Raw genomic sequence first — 17,509 nt, forward strand, 5'->3', positions numbered from 1 at the left:
CGGTACGCCCCGACGCGGCGCCGCCGAGCGAGGCCGCGCCGGCGGACGCGCCGGCGCCGTCGGACGCGCCCGCGACGTCGGACGCGGCGGGGATGTCGGCCGCGCTCGCGAGCACCCGGCGGGTCACAGCGTGCCCAGCCAGTTGCGCAGCAGCAGCGCGCCGCCGTCGCCGGACTTCTCCGGGTGGAACTGGGTGGCGCACAGCGCCCCGCGTTCCACGGCCGCCACGAACGGCGTCTCGTGGGTGGTCATCGTCACCCGGGCGCCGGTCCCGACCAGCGGCGCCGGCTCGGACACCCCGTACGAGTGGACGAAGTAGAACCGGCTCCCGGCCGGCAGCCCGGCGAACAACCGCGACCCCGCGGGCGCCTCGACGGTGTTCCAGCCCATGTGCGGCAGCCGGCGCGCGGGCAGCCGGGACACCCCACCCGGCAGCAGGCCGAGCCCCTTCGTGACCACGCCGTGCTCCTCGCCGTACTCGAAGAGCACCTGCATGCCCACGCAGATGCCGAGCACCGGCCGGCCGGCCGCCACGCGTTCGGCGATCACCGGGCCGGCGCCGACGGCGTCGATCCCGGCCATGCACGCCGCGTACGCCCCGACACCCGGCACCACCAGGCCGTCGGCGCCGGCCGCGGCCGCGAGATCGGCCGTGACGGTCACCTCGGCGCCGGCCCGTTGCACGGCGCGTTCGGCCGAGCGCAGGTTGCCCGACCCGTAGTCGAGCACCACCACCCGGGCCATCAGCTCTCCCCGAACAGCCAGGTGAGACCGCCGGCCGTGGCCAGCAGCGCGAGCACCGACACCAGCGCCACGGCGCCCTTCCCGGCGCCCTGCCGGTGCATGGACACCGCGCCGCCGAGCAGCGCCCCGGCCAGCGCGAACAGCGCCACGACGAGGATCGTCCCCATTAGAGGGCGCCCTTCGTGCTGGGGACCGCGCCGGCCGCGCGCGGATCGATCGAGACCGCCTCGCGCAGCGCCCGGGCCACGGCCTTGAACTGGGCCTCCACCACGTGGTGCGCGTCCGGGTGGCCGCCCGGCCGGGCCGCCCGCAGCACCTCGACGTGCAGCGTCATCCGCGCCGCCTGGCCGAACGACTCCCAGATGTGCCGGGTCATGCTCGTCGGGTAGACCGGCCCGATGTACGGCGGCAGCGCCGGCTCGTCGTGCACCACGTACGCCCGGCCGGACAGGTCGACCGACGCCCGGGCCAGCACCTCGTCCATCGGGATGGTGGCCGAGCCGTACCGGCGGATGCCCGCCTTGTCGCCCAGCGCCTCCGCCAGCGCCGCGCCCAGGGCGATGGAGGTGTCCTCGATCGTGTGATGCGCGTCGATCTCCAGGTCGCCGACCGTCCGCACGGTGAGGTCGAAGCCGCCGTGCCGGGCAATCTGGTTGAGCATGTGGTCGTAGAACCCGACCCCCGTGCCGATCTCGGCTCGGCCCGTGCCGTCCAGCCCAAGCTCGACCAGCACCTTGGTCTCGGTGGTGACCCGTTCGACCCGGGCGGTCCTACTCATGGCACACCTTTCGTTCGCGACTGCGGGGCCGGCAAACCCGGCCATGCGCGCATTCCGGCGTCGGCGCGTCCCACGCGGACCGACCCCGGAACGCGCGTCCTCGCGCTCACCGGAGCGAACCTTTCGTTCGCGACTGCGGGGCTGGCAAACCCGGCCATGCGCGCATTCCGGCGTCGGCGCGTCCCACGCGGACCGACCCCGGAACGCGCGTCCTCGCGCTCACCGGAGCGGCTCCATGGCGGCGAGGAAGGCGTCGGTTTCGGCGGGGGTGCCGGCGGTCACCCGGAGCCAGCCCGGCAGGCCCACGTCGCGCACCAGCACGCCGCGGTCGAGCAGGGTCTGCCAGGCGGTCCGCTGGTCGCCGGGGACGGAGAACAGCACGAAGTTCGCGTCGCTGTCGGCCACGGCGTGCCCGCGGGCGCGCAGCTCGGCGACGATCCGGTCCCGGGAGGTCTTGACCACCTCGACCGTGGCCAGCAGCGCGTCCCGGTGCGCCAGCGCCGCCCGCGCGGCCGCCTGGGTGAGCGCCGAAAGATGGTAGGGCAGCCGGACCAGCTGCACGGCGTCGACCACGGCCGGATCCGCGGCAAGATAGCCGAGCCGGCCGCCGGCGAAGCCGAACGCCTTGCTCATCGTGCGGGTCACCACCAGCCGCGGGTGGCCGGGCAGCAGCGACAGCGCGCTGGGGGTGCCGGGCCGGGCGAACTCCGCGTACGCCTCGTCCACCAGCACCATCCCGGGCGCCTCGGCCAGCACCGCGGTCACCACGTCGAGGCCCAGCGCCGTGCCGGTGGGGTTGTTCGGCGAGCAGAGGATCACCACGTCCGGGCGGTGCTCGCGGACCTGCGCCGCGGCGTCGGCCGCGGTGAGCCCGAAGTCGGCGCCGCGCCGGCCGTCCCGCCAGCCGGTGCCGGTGCCGAGCGCCAGCAGCGGGTGCATGGAGTATGCCGGGGTGAAGCCCAGCGCCGTCCGGCCCGGCCCGCCGAACGCCTGCAGCAGCTGCTGCTGGACCTCGTTGGACCCGTTGGCCGCCCACACGTTGGGCACCCCGAGCCCGTGGCCGAGGTAGTCGGCCAGGTCGGCGCGCAGCGCGAGCGCGTCCCGGTCCGGATAGCGGTTGAGGTCACGCAGCTCGGCCGCGACCGCCTTGGCGATCGCCTCCACCACCGGCTCCGGCACCGGGTACGAGTTCTCGTTGGTGTTGAGCCGCACGGCAACGTCGAGCTGCGGCGCCCCGTACGGAACCCGGCCGCGCAGGTCGTCCCGCAGCGGCAGGTCGTCCAGGCCCGTCACGCGGTCTCCCCCGGCCCGCCCGGGAACCTGGCCCGGACGGCCTCGCCGTGCGCCGGCAGGTCCTCCACGGTGGCGAGGGTGCGCACGTGCGGCGCCACCTCGCGCAGCGCGGCCTCGTCGTACTCGATCAGGTGGATGCCGCGCAGGAACGACTGGACGGACAGCCCCGAGGAGTGCCGGGCGCACCCACCGGTCGGCAGCACGTGGTTGGAGCCGGCGCAGTAGTCCCCGAGCGACACCGGCGCGTACGGCCCGATGAAGATCGCCCCGGCGTTGCGGACCCGCAGCGCCCACTCCCGGGCGTCCCGGGTCTGGATCTCCAGGTGCTCCGCCGCGTACGCGTCGACCACCCGCAGCCCGGCGGCCAGGTCGTCGACCAGCACGGCCCCGCTCTGCTGGCCGGTCAGCGCCGTGGTGATCCGCTCGCTGTGCTTCGTGAGGGCCACCTGCCGGACCAACTCGGCCTGCACGGCCTCGAGCAGGCCCTCATCCGGGGTGACCAGGATGCTCGCCGCCAGCGGGTCGTGCTCGGCCTGGCTGATCAGGTCGGCGGCCACGTGCACCGGGTCGGCCGTGTCGTCGGCCAGCACGGCGATCTCGGTGGGGCCGGCCTCGGCGTCGATGCCCACGAGCCCGCGCAGCAGCCGCTTGGCCGCGGTGACCCAGATGTTGCCCGGACCGGTGATCATGTCCACCGGCGCGCACCGAGGCTCGACCCCGGCCGCGTCGGTGGTGGACCCGTAGCCGAGCATCGCCACGGCCTGCGCGCCACCGGCCGCGTAGACCTCGTCGACGCCCAGCAGGGCGCAGGCGGCGAGCACCCGGTCGTCGGGCAGACCGCCGTTTTCCCGCTGCGGCGGGCTGGCCACCACCAGCGCGGAGACCCCGGCCGCCTGGGCCGGCACGACGTTCATCACCACGGTCGACGGGTACATCGCGAGGCCGCCGGGGACGTACAGCCCGACCCGCTCGACCGGCACCCAGCGCTCGGTGACGGTGCCACCCGGCGTCACCGTGGTGGTGTGGTCGGTGCGCCGCTGGTCGGCGTGCACCCGGCGGGCCCGGTCGATCGACTCGGTCAGCGCCGCCCGGACCTCCGGGTCGAGCCGCCGCTCGGCCGCGACGAGCGCCTCGGCCGGGACCCGCAGCCGTTCCAGCCGGACCCCGTCGAACCGCTCGGTGGCCTCGCGGATCGCCGCGAACCCATGCTCCCGGACCGCCTCGACCAGGGGGCGGATCTGCTCCACCGCCACCGAGACGTCCAGCTGGGCACGGGGCAGCAACTCGCGCGGATCACGCGAGCCACCACGCAGGTCGATCCGGTTCAACACCCGTGCAAGTCTAGGCGGCGCGCCGGCGGCGTACCGGATCGGTCCACACCGCGGACCGTGAGCCGGCCCACGTCGGCCGGCCCGGACGGTCTCACCCGCTCGGTCCGGCCGCCTACCGGCGGTCGCAGCAGCCGACCGGCCCGAAAACCCAGCGGGCCCGACCAGCCGGTGGGCTGGTCCGGCCCGACTCGGGTCGCAAGATCGAAATCCGGATGGTCGGGATCCGGGCTAGGCTCGACCGGTGAGTACCCGGTTGCCGCTGTTTCCGCTCGGGACCGTGCTCTTTCCCGGCCTGGTCCTGCCGTTGCACATCTTCGAGCAGCGCTACCGGGCCCTCGTCCGGCACCTGCTCGAGCTGCCTGCCGACGCGCCCCGCGAGTTCGGGGTGCTGGCCATTCGCAGCGGTTGGGAGGTCGGCGCCGCGCGGCCGGCCGGGCCCGCTCCGGCCGGCGGCCCCGGGGACACCCCCGGCGAGGGCAGCGGAGTCAGCGCGGGCGGCGGAAGCAGCGCGGGCGCCGTCAGCCTTCACGACGTCGGGTGCACAGCCGAGCTGCGCCAGGTGACCGAGCTGCCCGACGGGCGGTTCGACCTGGTCACCGTCGGCCGGCGGCGGTTCCGCCTGCTCGAGGTGGACGCCGACTCCGAGCCGTACCTCTGCGCCCGGGTGGAATGGCTGCCGGAGCCCCCCGGGTCGGCTGAGGCCGCCGACCTGCTGGCGCCCCGGGTGCTCGCGGTGTTCCGGCAGTACCTCGGGCTGATCCGGCAGGATCCCGAGGAGGTCACCGAGCAGTTGCCGGAGGACCCAACGGTGCTGTCACACCTGGTCGCCGCCACCGCGGCGCTGACCATCGCGGACCGCCAGCGCCTGCTGGCCCTGCCGGACACCACCGAACGGCTCCGCGCCGAGCTCCGGCTGCTCAACCGGGAGTCCGCGCTGCTGCGCGAGGTTCGCGCCGTGCCGGTGCCGCTCACCGAGCTGGCCCAGCCCGGCGGCCCGAACTAAAGCTCACGTCGCCCGGGATCGGTCGTGATCATTGCGGGATTTCGGTACGGACACGCCGAAGGGTTCCACCATTGTCCCGCATCGATCATGACGCCCGAGAATCCGGCTCCGGTCCGCCGCCGGGCTCCTGGGCAACGCCAGGCTCCGGGCCGGCGCCAGGCTCCGCGGCGGCGCCAGGCCGTGCGGCGGTGCCCGGCCGTGCGGCGGTGCCAGGTCGTGCGGCGGTGCCAGGTCGTGCGGCAGCGTCGGGCTCCCAGCCGGCGCCGAGTTCCGAGCCGGCGTACGACTCCGGCTCCGGCTCGGGTCGCAGGGATGGCCAGCGGCTCCATCCGGACAGCAACGTGTAGGTGATCACGGCGCCCAGCGCGGGCAGCAGCAGGTCACCGTGCGGCACCGGGAGCGCTCCACCCAGCACCCAGTCGACGCCGCCGGCGCGCAGATCCGGCGGCTTGCTGAACACCTGGCCCACCGGCGCCGACTCCACCAGGCGCCGGAAGTCGGCCAGTCCGATCCACCGGCCCAGCCGCCACGCCACGGCCGCCGCGCCGATGCCGCCCAACCCCAGCGCCACCAGCGTCACCGGGCCGCGCAGCCGGCGCAGCACGAGCCACGCGGCGATCGCGAGGAGGACCCCGAACCCGAGGCCCAGCAGGCTGAACCAGCCGTCCGCCGCGATGAACTCCTCCGGCTCGGGCTTCGCCGCCACGGCGCCGTCGGCCGTCTTCAGCACGGCGACGCCGGGAGCGAGGGCCCGCCAGAGCAGCCCCAGCGGCGCGCCGAGAGCGGTCACGGCGACCACCACGGCGATGGCCACCGCGAGCATCCGTCCGGGCCGCCGCGGCCGCGCCCATCGGACGCCCGACCCCATCGGGTACGTCCCGCCGTCCGGCTCGCTCCCCATCGGGTGCGTTCCGCCGTCCGTACCGGCGCTTGGCGACGCTCCGCTCCCGCCCATCGACGACGGCCCGGCGACGGCGGGTCGTGACTGCTCGTCGGGCCCGGCGTGCCCGGTCTCGTCTCGCCTGGGCTGATCCGCGGCGGCACCACTCACCCGGTGATCCTCTCAGGCGGACCCACCCGGCCGGAGGCCGGTACCGGCAGCGGTACGTGACGCGGCACACAGAACGCGCCGGAACTCACCTCCAGCACCACACGTGACACTGTCACTACGTTCCGATCATGCCGAGTGCGGAACATGAGTCTCCGGTGGCGCTGGCCAAACTGGATCCGGGCATGCTGGCCTGGCTGCTGACGAATGTCTTCGATGTGAAGGTTCCCGACTACCACCATGCGCGCACCCATTCAACGGACGTCCGCGTTCTGGTCCCGCGGACCTATCACGCGGACGGCATGCTGCTCTTCTGCGACGCCGCCGACCAGCCACTGCTCGCGAGCGTGCTCGAGGTGCAACGCGGCTGGGACATCACCAAGCGGCGCATCTGGAAGCTGTACGTGGCCCAACTCGAGGCCGAACTCGATGTCGATGCCGCCCTACTGGTCTATTGCCCCAGTCCCACGGTGGCTCGACGTTATCGCGGTCTGTTCGAGTTCGACGGGTTGAGCCTGTCGCTCCGACCGTTCATCTTCACGCCCAATGACGTGCCACTGGTAGTGGACGCGGCGCTGGCCCGCGCCAACCCGGCCCTGGCAGTGCTCTCGGCGATCTGCCACAGCGACCACGCCGACCTGGAATCCACCTTTCCGGCGCTGGTGGAGGCACTGCGATCGCTCGGTCCGAGCCGGGCGGTCCTCTATTATGAAGTTGTAGTGGCCGGGCTGCCGGTGGCGGCCCGGAAACGTTGGGAGACGTTCATGACCACCACGGCCGACCACGAGTTCCGCAGCGAGTTCGCCAAGCACTACGTGAACCTCGGCCGGGCCGAGGGCGAGGCACGAGGCGAGGCACGAGCGGTTCTGATGGTGCTCGAAGGGCGTGGCGTGGCCGTTCCCGACGAGGCCCAGGACCGGATCCGTGGCTGCACCGACCTGGCCCAGATCGAGACGTGGCTGCTCCGCGCCGGCACCGCCACAACGATCGGCGACGTCCTCCACGAGTAGACACACCCCGTGCACGGCCGTCTTCGGTCGAGGACCACCCGGCAGGCCACCTCGGCGCGGACGCGGCGACGGCCGGCCGGGAGCCGACCGCGACGACCGACGCGCCGGTACGGCGCCCGCCGCGCGGCTACCGGGTATCGCGTTCGGCAGCGTGCGTACGCAGACCCGCGAAGATGATCGCGAGCGTGCGCCGCCTGAGATCGCTGTCCCAACCGCCCCGCAGCGCCCCCTGACACGTGCTGGTCAGCAGGGCCATCACCGCGGCGGGCGCCACCGCCGGATCGACCGCGCCGGCCCGCTGGCCCTGCCGGACCAGTTCCCCGACCGCCGCCGTGAAGAGTTCCAGCGCGCCGAGGACCTGCCCGCCGGCGGGATGTTCAACGCCGTCGCCGGCTGGGCCGACGTCGAGCAGGTCGACCACGGACTTCTTCTCCGCCGCCTCGTCCACGAGCCGGGTGAAGACCTCAAACAGCGCGGTGCCCGGGTCGCCACCGCGGGCCAGGGCGACGATCTCCGCCGTCACCCGGCCCAGCAGGCGCTTCATGATGGCCCGCAGCAGTTCGTCCTTGGTCGGGAAGTGCCGGAACACCGTCCCGATGGCCACCCCGGCCCGGGCCGCCACCTCCTCCGTGGACGCCGACCGGCCGTGCTCGGCGAAGACCTGTTCGGCGGCGTCCAGGATCCGGTCACGGTTGCGCTGGGCGTCGGCCCGTAGCGGACGAGACGAGCCGGGTGCCGTTCCGGTGCCGGCCCCTTGCGCAGAAGGTGAGTCGTGACTCATCATCAGTCCTATCTTGAGTGCCCACTCATTTTAGCGGAGGTGCGGAACGATGACGCCGACCGAGGCCTTCCACCGGATGCGCGCGCAGTGGTTGTCCAACACCCCGACGTTCGACGGTGACCTGATGGCCGAGGACGTCGTGGTGGAGACCCCCTTCGCCCCGCCGGGCCGGCCGCGACGACTCGTGGGACGCGCGGCCAACGTCGCCCGGGCCGAGGTCGGTCGGGCGGCGCTGCCGGTACGGTTCGACGACTGCCGCCACGTCATGATCCACGAGACCACCGATCCGGAGGTGATCGTCGTGGAGTACGAGCTCGTCGGCACCCACACCGGCACCGGGGTGACGGCGTCCGCCCCGTTCATCGGGGTGCTCCGGATGCGCGACGGCCGGATCGCACACTGGCGGGAATACCAGGACCACGCCGCGATCGCCGCGGCCGTCTCGCAGCCAACCGGGTGAGGCCCGTCCGGTCGGCGTCCGCCGGGACGACTTTGCCCCGTCGATCAGTCGGCCGGTGGTCCGACGGTCAGCCGGCCAGCGGCCAGGGGCCAGGGGCCAGGGGTCCGGCGGTCAGGCCGGTGGTCCAGCGGTCAAGCCGGCCGCCGGCCAGGACCAGCGGTCAGGCCGGTGGTCCAGCGGTCAGGCCGGCCGCCGGCCAGGGCCAGTGGTCCAGCGGTCAGGCCGGCCGGCGGTCAGGGCCAGTGGTCCAGTGGTCAGCGCAGCAGCCCGGCGTCGCGTAGGTGGGCGAAGACCAGTTGATCCACGGCTGACACCCGGTCGCGGTCGGCGAGCGTGAGCCAGCCGATCTCCTCGATCTCGTTGTCCGGCGCCGGCTGCCCCCGATGGTCGGCCGTGTAGCAGGCCATTCGCACCATGGTGCCGGGCGGCTGTCCGTGCGCCGGCGCCGTGAAGGTGCCGAGGTGCCGGGCGGTGTCCGGGACGATATCGACGGTCAGCTCCTCGCGGACCTCCCGGACGAGGGTTTCCCCATCCGACTCGCCGGGCTCCCGCTTGCCCCCGGGCAGGTACCACACGTCCCGGCCGCGGCTGCGGGTACTGAGAACCGCCCCGTCGACCAGAAGGATCCAGGCGACCTTGTCGATCATGCTCAGCCGGCGACGGCGCTGGGGCCGAGCAGGGCCTTGAGGTCGGCCATCAGCGCGGTGGTCGGCGCCACCCGGGTGGGTCCGAGCCGCAGCAGCGTGGCCCGGGACCCGTTGACCAGCTTGACGTGCACCTCGGCCGATCCGGGATGGCTGATCAGCACCTCGCGCAGCCGCTCGACCAGCGGCGGGGTGCAGCGCGACGGCGGCAGGGCCAGCACCACCGGCTTCACCTCGTCGGCGGCGGTGATGTCCGGGATGGACAGGTCCATGGCCATCAGCCGCGGCTGGTCGTCCCGCCGGTCCACCCGGCCCTTGACCACCACGATGGCGTCCTCGGCGATGTACTGCCCGACCACCTCGTACGTGTTGGGAAAGAACAGCACCTCGACGGCGCCGCCCAGGTCCTCCAGGCTGGCCGAGGCCCAGGCCCGGCCCTGCTTGGTGATCCGGCGCTGCACTCCGGAGAGGATCCCGGCCAGCGTGACCACCTGGCCGTCGTTGACCCTCCCCTCCTCGAAGAGGGCGGGGATCGACATGTCGGCCGCCGCGGAGAGGACGTGCTCCACGCCGAACAGCGGATGGTCCGAGACGTACAGGCCGAGCATCTCGCGCTCGAAGCTGAGCAGGTCGGCCTTGTCCCACTCGCCCTCGGGGATGGTCGGCGTCACCACCATCCCGCCGCCGTCGGCGTCATCACCGCCGAACGCGGCGCCGAACAGGTCGTACTGGCCGACCGCCTCGTTGCGCTTGATGTCCAGGAACGAGTCGATGGCGTCCACGTGGATGGCCAGCAGGCCCTTGCGGCTGTGCCCCAGCGAGTCGAACGCGCCGGCCTTGATCAGGGATTCGATGGTCTTCTTGTTGCAGGCCACCGCGTCGACCTTGCGCAGGTAGTCGTAGAAGTCGGTGAACGCGCCCTTCTCCTGCCGGCTGCGGCGGATCGACTCGACCACGTTGGTGCCGACGTTGCGGACCGCCGCCAGGCCGAACCGGATGTCGTCACCGACCGCGGCGAACCGGGCGTTGGACTCGTTGACGTCCGGCGGCAGCACCTTGATGCCCATGCGCCGGCACTCGGCCAGGTAGACCGCCGACTTGTCCTTGTCGTCGCCCACCGAGGTGAGCAGCGCGGCCATGTATTCGGCCGGGTAGTTGGCCTTGAGGTACGCCGTCCAGTACGACACCAGCCCGTACCCGGCGGTGTGCGCCTTGTTGAAGGCGTAGTCGGAGAACGGGACCAGGATGTCCCACAGCGTCTTGATGGCGGCGTCGGAGTAGCCGTTGGCCTTCATGCCCTCGGAGAAGGGCACGTACTCCTTGTCGAGGATCTCCTTCTTCTTCTTGCCCATCGCCCGGCGCAGCAGGTCCGCGGCGCCCAGCGTGTAGCCCGCGAGCTGCTGGGCGATCGCCATGACCTGTTCCTGATAGACGATCAGCCCGTAGGTGTCGCCCAGGATGTCCTCGAGCTTCTCGGCCAGCTCCGGGTGGATCGGCACCACCGGCTTGCGGCCGTTCTTGCGGTCGGCGTACTCGTTGTGCGCGTTGGCGCCCATCGGACCGGGCCGGTACAGCGCCAGCACCGCGGAGATGTCCTCGAAGTTGTCCGGGATCATCGAGCGCAGCAGCGAGCGCATCGGGCCGCCGTCGAGCTGGAACACTCCCAGCGTGTCGCCGCGGGCCAGCAGCTGGTAGGCCGGCTTGTCGTCCAGCGGCAGCTGTTCGAGGACCAGCTCGACGCCCCGGTTCTCCTTGATGGAGTCCAGGCAGTCGTCCATGATCGTGAGGTTGCGCAGGCCCAGGAAGTCCATCTTGAGCAGGCCGATGGTCTCGCACGCGCCCATGTCCCACTGGGTGATGATCGCGCCGTCCTGCTCGCGCTTGTGAATCGGCAGGACGTCGATCAGCGGGTCCCGGGACAGGATCACGCCGGCCGCGTGCACGCCCCACTGCCGCTTGAGGCCCTCCAGGCCCTTGGCGGTGTCGACGATCTTCTGGACTTCCCCGTCCGACTCGTAGAGCTGCCGGAACTCGACCGCCTCCGGGTAGCGCGGGTGCTTCGGGTCGAAGATGCCGCCCAGCGGGATGTCCTTGCCCATCACAGCCGGCGGCATGGCCTTGGTGATCCGGTCGCCCATCGCGAACGGGTAGCCGAGCACCCGGGCCGCGTCCTTGATCGCGGCCTTCGCCTTGATCGTGCCGTACGTGATGATCTGCGAGACCCGGTCGTCGCCGTAGCGCTCGGTGGCGTACCGGATCATGTCCCCGCGCCGACGCTCGTCGAAGTCCATGTCGATGTCGGGCATCGAGATGCGGTCGGGGTTGAGGAAGCGCTCGAACAGCAGGCCGTGCGACATCGGGTCCAGCTCGGTGATGCCGAGGGCGTACGCGATGAGCGACCCGGCCGCCGAACCGCGGCCCGGACCGACCCGGATGCCCTCCCGCTTGGCATACGCGACCAGGTCGGCGGTGACCAGGAAGTAGCCGGGAAAGCCCATCTTGAGGATGACGTCCAGCTCGTACTCGGCCTGCACCCGCCGGTCCTCCGGCACGCCGCCGGGGAACCGGTGGTCCAGCCCGCGCAGCACCTCCTTGCGCAGCCAGGACTCCTCGGTCTCGCCGGCCGGCACCGGGAACTGCGGCATCAGCTTGCGGGAGGCGAACACCTCGGAGTAGTCGCCGATCCGCTCGGCGATCTCCAGGGTGTTGTCGCAGGCGCCCGGCACCTGGCTGTCCCACAGCGCCCGCATGTCGGCCGGGGACTTCACGTAGTAGCTGCGACCCTCGAGCTTGAACCGCTTCGGGTCGGCCATGGTGGACCCGGACTGCACGCAGAGCAGCACCTCGTGCGCGTCGGCGTCCTTCTCGTACGTGTAGTGCAGGTCGTTGGTCGCCAGCGGCTTGAGGTTGAGCCGCTTACCGAGCCGCAGCAGGTCCTCCCGGACCCGGGTCTCGATGCCGAGCCCGTGGTCCATCAGCTCGAGGTAGAAGTTGTCCGGGCCGAAGATGTCCCGGAACTCGCCGGCCGACTCGCACGCCTTGTCGAAGTTGCCGATCCGCAGCCAGGTCTGGATCTCACCCGAGGGGCAGCCGGTGGTGGCGATCAGCCCCCGCGCGTACTCGTTCAGCAGCTCGCGGTCGGCTCGCGGCTTGTAGAAGAAGCCCTCCAGGCTGGACCGGGACGAGAGCCGGAACAGGTTGCGCAGCCCGTCGGCGTCCGCGGCCAGCATGGTCATGTGGGTGTACGCGCCGCCGCCGGAGACGTCGTTCTCGCCGCCGTCGGCCCACCGCACCCGGGTCCGGTCGCCGCGGTGCGTCCCGGGCGTGAGGTAGGCCTCCAGACCGATGATCGGCTTCACCCCGGCGGCCGTGGCCTGCTTGTGGAAGTCGTACGCCCCGTAGAGGTTGCCGTGGTCGGTCATGGCCAGGGCCGGCATGCCGAGCCGATTGGTCTCGGCGAACAGCTCCTTGAGCCGGGCGGCCCCGTCGAGCATCGAATACTCGGTGTGCACATGTAGGTGCACGAACGAGTCAGACACCCGGAGCCCCCCTCACCTCACCGGCGCCGACCCCCCGCCGCCGCCGGTCCCCGAGCCTAGTCCCCGGACGCGCCGGCCGGCAGGGGTGACACGGCGGACGCGAGATGATCCACATTTCGCCACCGGCGCGGCGACATTTCGCCACCGGCGCGGCGACATCCCGCCACCGGCGCGGCGACGTCCTACCGGCGGCGCGGCGACATCCCGCCGGCGGCGCGGCGACATCCCGCCGCCGGCGCGGCGACATCCCGCCGGCGGCGCGGCGACATCCCGCCGCCGGCGCGGCGACATCCCGCCGGCGGCGCGGCGACATCCCGCCGGCGGCGCGGCGACATCCCGCCGCCGGCGCGGCGACATCCCGCCGCCGGCGCGGCGACATCCCGCCGCCGGCGCGGCGACATCCTACCGGCGGCGCGGCGACATCCTGCCGCCAGCGCGGTCAGCGGACGAAGGGTTCCACCATCACCGCGGCGGCCCGCAGCCACGCGTCCCGGGTCTCCGGCTGGAGCTGCCCGTACTCGATCGAGGAGCCGGTCTCCAGGGCCGGGTCGTACGGGACCACGGCCACGGCCCGGGTCCGGGTGCCGAAGTGCCGCTCGAGGTCGTCCAGCAGCGGCGACCGGCCGGGCGTCGGGCAGGACAGCAGCGTCACGGCGTTCTCGACGAGCGCGCCCATGCCGGTCTCGTGCAGCAGGTCCAGCATCCAGTCCGCGGTGAACGCCGCGTCCTCCCGGGGCACGGTGGTGATGACCAGCTGATCGGCGGCCCGCAGCACGGTCTGCCAGTTCGCGCTCTCCACGTTGTTGCCGGTGTCCACGCAGATGATGTTGTGGGTGCGGCGGAGCAGGTCGAGGACCCGGCCGACGGTGTGCTGGTCGAGCCGGGACGCGAACCGGGAGTTCTCCTCGCCGGCCAGCACGTCGTACGAGCCGTCGGAGGCGTGCCGGAGATAGTCGTCCAGCCGCTCGTACAGCGCGGTGCCGGAACTCGCCTCGATCATCATGAGGTCGGCCACGAGATGCTTGATCGTCCGGGCGTGCCGGGCGCTGCCGGCGCGCAGGCCCAGGGTGCCGCGCAGCTCGTTGTCGTCCCAGGCCAGCACGCCCTGCCCGCGCACGCTGCCGATGGTGGCGGCCGCCAGCACGGTGGCGGTGGTCTTGTGGACCCCGCCCTTCGGGTTGGCGAAGGCGATCACCCGGGGCCGGTCGACGTCCCGACCGAGGATGGCGCCGGCGCGCTGGGTCTCCGGGTCGGCCTGTCCGCGCCGGCGGGCCGCCGTGCGCGGATAGCCGGGCTCGATGGTGACCCGTCCCTGCGCCGGGATCGACGGGCCGGGAGGCAGGGTCGCGGGGGCGGACGGCGCCGGGATCGAGTGCGCCGGGATCGGCTGCGCCGGCCGGGGCTGCGCCGGGATCACCGGCGCGGGGATGGGCGCCGTGCCGGCCACGGCACCGGGCGGCGGCGCGGTCCCGACCGAGGCGCTGCCCGCCGGCACGCCGCCGAGCACGGCGCCACCCGGCGAACGGCCGCCGACCGCGGCCGTGCCGGACGGAACGGCGCCGACCGCGGCGGAGCCGGCGGCCCGGGACAGCGGTGCCGCGGCGGAGCCGGCGGCCCGGGACAGCGGTGCCGCGGCGGCGCGGCCGGCGCCCGCCGGGGCCGAGCCGCGACCATCCGGCGGTCGGACGACCGGCTCGGTCCACGGCGGGGTTGGCGCGGCCGGCGCGGGGCGCTGCGGTCCCGGCGCGGCCCGCGGCGGGGTCGGCTCGACCCACGGGGCCGCGAGCCGGTCGGTCCGGCCGGGGCCCGGTTCCATCCATCCGCGGCCCGGGTCGGCCTGGCCGGGCGGCTGGTCCAGATCGGGGGGCGGCGGCTCCGCCCGCGGCGCCGGCTCGGTCCACGACCGGTCCGGCTCCGGCGCGGTCCACGATCGGTCCGGCTCCGGCGCGGTCCACGACCGGTCCGGCTCCGGCGCGGTCCACGACCGGTCCGGCTCCGGCGCGGTCCACGACCGGTCCGGCGCCGGCTCGGTCCACGAACGGTCCGGCGCCGGATCCGCCGGTTCGAGCAGCGCGTAGCGCGAATCGGCGCTCTGCGCCGGCGCCTCGGGCTGCAGGGCCGAGTAGCGGGACGTCCCGGCCTCCCCCTCGACGGACAGGTCACGCAGGGCCGCGTACCGCGACTCGCTGAGCTGCCGTGCGGCCGCCCGGTCGACAAGCTCGGGCCCGCCCGCGCCGTCGTCGTCGCCGAAGAAGGTGCTGCCGGCCGGACCCACCCCGTACCGGTCGCCGCCCGGCTGCGGGTAGCCGCTCCGGGTCGCCGGCACGCCCGACCAGCCCTGGCCGCCGGGCGCGCCCGGCTCCGCGCCGGGAAGGTCCGCGTCCGGCGGCGCGCCGTCGCCGCGCCGCCCCGGGCCGCGCGGCCCACGGCCCTCGTCCCGCCGGGCGTCCGGCTCGTGGTGGTCCGCCGACCGGCCTCCGCGCGCCCGGTCGAGCAGCGCCCGCCAGCGCGGCGCAGGCTCGGCCGGGCGGCCCCAGCCGTTGTCGGTGCCGTCCACGGCTCGCCCTCCCCAGCGCGATCGGTCCCCGCCTGACAGGCTACGAACTGGAGCCCGTCCGGGCCACACCGGGGGGACGCGGAGCGCCGTCGGTGTGCCGGCGCCGCGCGGGCGGCGCCGATGGACCCGCGGTCACCGTAGCTTGACCCGGGTACTCCCGGCTATGGCAACCGGTCATCCGGCACCATCGGCCGAGGGCGGCGCCGACGCCGCGGGGGCGGTGCCGGTGGAGCCACCGGATGCAACGCCGTCCGTCGATGGATCCGATGCCGTCGCGGTGCCGGCCGTCGATGTCGGTACGCCCGTGCCGGGCGCCGCCGTCCGGCTCGGGGCGGTCGTCGGCGACGGGCCGCCCGGCGTCGGGACCGCGGCGGACGGTGATCCAGCATCCTCCGGCGACCGGGAGACCACCGGCGGGGAGACCACCGGCGGAGAACCGGCCGGCACCGGGACGACCGGCGCGGACGCGGCCGGCGCCGGGACGGCCGACCCGGATCCGGCCGGCGGGGACGCGCCGCCGCTGACCGGGTCCGTCGGCGGTATCGACATCGGGTCCGTGGCGGTGACCAGACCGCGCTGCTCGGGCAGCGGGGGTGTGAACACCGCGTCCTCCGGCCGGCTCACCGCCGGCGCCGGGTCGACGGCCCGCACCTCCGGCCGGGCGGCCACCCGCTCCAACGCCACGGGGGTGGCCCGGACCACGGCCGCGTACAGGCAGCCACAGCCGGACCGGTACGCGGCCGCCTCGGCCGCGGCCGCCTCGGCCTGGCCCCGCAGCCGCTGGCGCAGCGAGCGCTCCGCGGCGCCGTCGCCGAGCACGGCGGCGGCCTGGCGTCGGTAGTCGCCGGCCACCGCGGCCCGGACCCGGGCCACTTCGATCATGCCGGCGTAGACGTCGGCGGGAATCCGCCGGGCCGGGATGCGGACCGGCGCGGTCGGCACGCCGGGCAGCGGCACCCGACCGAACACCGCGGCCACCCCGGAGCCGCCCAACGCCGGCGCGAGCCGGTCCGGCGCCACGTATCCGGCCAGGGTGACCAGCGCATACGTCTCGACGGTGGCGCTGGCCGGGTCGAGCAGGCCGGACAGCCGGGCGCGGCTGGTCTCGACATAGCCGGGCACCGACTCGCCCTGGCTGACGCCGATCCGCGGCGGTCCGGCCGCCATGGGCGGCGCGCTCGCGGGCCGGCCCACCACGAGGACGGCGGTGAGCAGCACGGCCACCACCGACAGCAGCGCGCTGCCGGTGACCACCCGCGGACCCGACCGCCCCTGCCCCAGGTCGCCGACCATCCGGACGAGGGCGGGCAGCACCCGTCGGTCCAGCCGTCGCAGCAGCTCGCCGGGACGCACGGGCGACAACTCCCTCCTGGTTCCCGGGCAGGCTCGTCCGTCACGCACAGTCAGTCGCGCAGGACGGCGAGTGCCCGCTCCAGGTCGTCAGGGTAGTCGCTGACGAAGCGCACCGGCTCCGCCGTTCGGGGGTGTAGGAAGCTCAGCGCCCGGGCGTGCAGCCACTGGCGGGCGAGCCCCAGCCGTGCGGAGAGGGTCGGATCGGCGCCGTACGTCAGATCTCCGACACACGGATGCCGCAGGGTGGAGAAGTGCACCCGGATCTGGTGCGTACGCCCCGTCTCCAGCCGGACGTCGACCAGGCTCGCCGACGGGAACGCCTCGATGGTGTCGTAGTGGGTGATGCTCGGCTTGCCGCCGGAGACCACCGCCCACCGGTAGTCGTGGTGCGGGTGCCGGTCGATCGGCGCGTCGATGGTGCCGCGCAGCGGGTCCAGGTGGCCCTGCACCACGGCGTGGTACTGCTTGTCGACCTCGCGCTCCTTGAAGGCCCGCTTGAGGACGGTGTATGCCAGCTCGCTCTTGGCGACCGCCATCAGACCGGTGGTGCCCACGTCGAGCCGGTGCACCACGCCCTGCCGTTCGGCCGCGCCGCTGGTGGCGATGGTGTGACCCATGGCCGCGAGACCGCCGATCACGGTAGGCCCGGTCCAGCCGGGGCTGGGGTGCGCGGCCACCCCCACCGGCTTGTCGACCACCACGATGTCCTCGTCGGCGTACACGACCCGCAGGCCGGGGACCGCGGCCGGGACGACCGCGGGCGCGGCCGCCGGGGCCGGCAGCGTGACCTCCAGCCAGGAGCCGGCCGACACCTTGTCGGACTTGGGCCGGGCTGTGCCGTCGACCCGGGCGTCGCCGGCCTCCACCAGCGCCGCGGCGGCCGTCCGGGAAAGCCCGAACAGCCGGGAGACGGCCTGGTCCAGCCGCATCCCGTGCAGGCCGTCCGGCACCGGCAACGATCGCTGCGG

General features: G+C 74.0%; 15 protein-coding genes. 3 read left to right on the top strand and 12 right to left on the bottom strand.

The annotated features are described in order from the left end of the window. Positions 1-123: 123 nt before the first annotated feature. From hisH to hisD, 5 genes are all read right to left on the bottom strand, one after another. Positions 124-744 (bottom strand): imidazole glycerol phosphate synthase subunit HisH, encoded by a 621-nt coding sequence (gene hisH, locus ACFFHU_RS18810; RefSeq protein ID WP_377340661.1) that lies wholly within the window; start codon positions 742-744, stop codon positions 124-126. After that, positions 744-911 (bottom strand): CG2302 family histidine operon protein, encoded by a 168-nt coding sequence (locus ACFFHU_RS18815; RefSeq protein WP_377340663.1) that lies wholly within the window; start codon positions 909-911, stop codon positions 744-746. The genes hisH and ACFFHU_RS18815 overlap by 1 nt, the downstream gene beginning before the upstream one ends. After that, complete coding sequence (gene hisB, locus ACFFHU_RS18820; RefSeq protein ID WP_377340664.1) at positions 911-1,522, bottom strand: imidazoleglycerol-phosphate dehydratase HisB; 612 nt, start codon at positions 1,520-1,522, stop codon at positions 911-913. The genes ACFFHU_RS18815 and hisB overlap by 1 nt, the downstream gene beginning before the upstream one ends. Before the next feature lie 219 nt (positions 1,523-1,741). Further along, positions 1,742-2,815, bottom strand: a complete 1,074-nt coding sequence (locus ACFFHU_RS18825; RefSeq protein WP_377340667.1) for a histidinol-phosphate transaminase — start codon at positions 2,813-2,815, stop codon at positions 1,742-1,744. Next, positions 2,812-4,146, bottom strand: a complete 1,335-nt coding sequence (gene hisD, locus ACFFHU_RS18830) for a histidinol dehydrogenase (protein WP_377340669.1) — start codon at positions 4,144-4,146, stop codon at positions 2,812-2,814. Before hisD ends, ACFFHU_RS18825 begins: the two co-directional genes overlap by 4 nt. 241 nt (positions 4,147-4,387) lie before the next feature. On the opposite strand from hisD, the gene ACFFHU_RS18835 reads away from it, so the two are divergent. Then, complete coding sequence (locus tag ACFFHU_RS18835; RefSeq protein ID WP_377340671.1) at positions 4,388-5,149, top strand: LON peptidase substrate-binding domain-containing protein; 762 nt, start codon at positions 4,388-4,390, stop codon at positions 5,147-5,149. Between the two features lie 85 nt (positions 5,150-5,234). Here ACFFHU_RS18835 and ACFFHU_RS18840 read toward each other — a convergent pair whose 3' ends face one another. Next, positions 5,235-6,104: a DUF2567 domain-containing protein gene (locus tag ACFFHU_RS18840; RefSeq protein WP_377341210.1), complete on the bottom strand. Its 870-nt coding sequence runs from the start codon at positions 6,102-6,104 to the stop codon at positions 5,235-5,237. Positions 6,105-6,328: 224 nt separating this feature from the next. Here ACFFHU_RS18840 and ACFFHU_RS18845 point away from each other — a divergent pair, with 224 nt between their 5' ends. Beyond that, positions 6,329-7,207 (top strand): hypothetical protein, encoded by an 879-nt coding sequence (locus tag ACFFHU_RS18845; protein ID WP_377340673.1) that lies wholly within the window; start codon positions 6,329-6,331, stop codon positions 7,205-7,207. Between the two features lie 127 nt (positions 7,208-7,334). On the opposite strand, the gene ACFFHU_RS18850 is transcribed toward ACFFHU_RS18845, so the two are convergent. After that, positions 7,335-7,991, bottom strand: coding sequence for a TetR/AcrR family transcriptional regulator (locus ACFFHU_RS18850; RefSeq protein ID WP_377340675.1), 657 nt, complete (start codon positions 7,989-7,991; stop codon positions 7,335-7,337). A gap of 46 nt (positions 7,992-8,037) precedes the next feature. Between ACFFHU_RS18850 and ACFFHU_RS18855 the strand changes: the two genes are divergently transcribed. Continuing rightward, complete coding sequence (locus ACFFHU_RS18855; RefSeq protein WP_377340676.1) at positions 8,038-8,448, top strand: nuclear transport factor 2 family protein; 411 nt, start codon at positions 8,038-8,040, stop codon at positions 8,446-8,448. A 254-nt stretch (positions 8,449-8,702) separates the two neighbouring features. On the opposite strand, the gene ACFFHU_RS18860 is transcribed toward ACFFHU_RS18855, so the two are convergent. The 5 genes from ACFFHU_RS18860 to ACFFHU_RS18880 all read right to left on the bottom strand — a co-directional run bounded on the left by ACFFHU_RS18860 (position 8,703) and on the right by ACFFHU_RS18880 (position 17,470). Continuing rightward, on the bottom strand, positions 8,703-9,101 hold the full coding sequence (locus tag ACFFHU_RS18860; RefSeq protein ID WP_377341211.1) for an NUDIX hydrolase: 399 nt from the start codon (positions 9,099-9,101) through the stop codon (positions 8,703-8,705). Continuing rightward, positions 9,098-12,631 (bottom strand): DNA polymerase III subunit alpha, encoded by a 3,534-nt coding sequence (gene dnaE, locus ACFFHU_RS18865; RefSeq protein WP_377340678.1) that lies wholly within the window; start codon positions 12,629-12,631, stop codon positions 9,098-9,100. Before dnaE ends, ACFFHU_RS18860 begins: the two co-directional genes overlap by 4 nt. Before the next feature lie 439 nt (positions 12,632-13,070). Further along, positions 13,071-15,188: a MinD/ParA family ATP-binding protein gene (locus ACFFHU_RS18870; RefSeq protein ID WP_377340679.1), complete on the bottom strand. Its 2,118-nt coding sequence runs from the start codon at positions 15,186-15,188 to the stop codon at positions 13,071-13,073. Between the two features lie 174 nt (positions 15,189-15,362). After that, positions 15,363-16,541: a hypothetical protein gene (locus tag ACFFHU_RS18875; protein WP_377340682.1), complete on the bottom strand. Its 1,179-nt coding sequence runs from the start codon at positions 16,539-16,541 to the stop codon at positions 15,363-15,365. A 50-nt stretch (positions 16,542-16,591) separates the two neighbouring features. Then, positions 16,592-17,470, bottom strand: a complete 879-nt coding sequence (locus ACFFHU_RS18880) for an RluA family pseudouridine synthase (protein ID WP_377341212.1) — start codon at positions 17,468-17,470, stop codon at positions 16,592-16,594. Between the last annotated feature and the right edge of the window lie 39 nt (positions 17,471-17,509).

Source organism: Plantactinospora siamensis (genome assembly GCF_042434095.1).
Taxonomy (GTDB): Bacteria; Actinomycetota; Actinomycetes; order Mycobacteriales; family Micromonosporaceae; genus KBS50.